The 849-nt window shown below is 46.8% G+C and carries 1 rRNA gene; it reads right to left on the bottom strand.

Annotated elements, in window-relative coordinates:
• Positions 1-319, bottom strand: a 23S ribosomal RNA gene (locus HMPREF9166_RS12785); the annotation flags it as partial.
• Positions 320-849: the final 530 nt, after the last annotated feature.

Genomic DNA, 849 nt, shown 5'->3' with positions numbered 1-849 from the left:
AGAATGTCCAGTTTGTTGCAGGTCCGCAACCCCAAGAAACCGAAGTCTCTTGGTTTGGGCTCCTCCCGTTTCGCTCGCCGCTACTCAGGGAATCTCTTTGATTTCTTTTCCTCCGACTACTTAGATGTTTCAGTTCATCGGGTGTTTTCTCTCTGTATCGAGTACAGAGTGACGGGACGTTACTCCCGCCGGGTTGCCCCATTCGGAAATCCATGAGTCAATGCTTACTTGCAGCTCGTCATGGCTTATCGCAGCTGATCGCGTCCTTCTTCGTTTCAAAACGCCTAGGCATCCGCCGTATGCCCTTTTAAACTTGACTTACGTCTAACGACTTTTGTCATCAGTTTAAAGGTATTTTCGCTTTATCCTAATTTGCTATTCGGAAGCACTGATTCATTCAGCCCTCCATCTTGGGTATCTTTTCCGCTCTGCCGTTGTCGACAAATCCTCCACATAGCTCTGCTATGCGTCCGGTTTGTCTCCGCGGCAGACCATAAAATCTGCGCCAAGCTGAATGACTTCATTTCATCAGCGATTCCTCGGGAAAATCTATTCTGTTCTTTTCTACCTTGCGGTAGAAGACCTCAGTGAGGAAAACTTTATGACATGAGTACACAAAGTCTCCCTTGTTTTAGATTTTCTTGTTTCTTCTGTGCAGTTTTCAGGGAACAATAAGAGTATCATCTGTCCACCCATTCAATCACGGGTTTCCAGTATATACCCTCAAAACTAGACAATGCAAAACTTGGCGGTCAACGTCTGCCAATCATCTTCGCCTTGCGGCTCGATTCTTGGGCAGGTCAGCCCCAGATGCCCGACCTAAGATTGTGAACCGTTGGTTCATCTTAA

The organism is Selenomonas sp. oral taxon 149 str. 67H29BP (assembly GCF_000146365.1).
Taxonomy (GTDB): Bacteria; Bacillota; Negativicutes; order Selenomonadales; family Selenomonadaceae; genus Centipeda; species Centipeda felix.
This window is presented reverse-complemented; position numbering and strand designations above follow the sequence as displayed.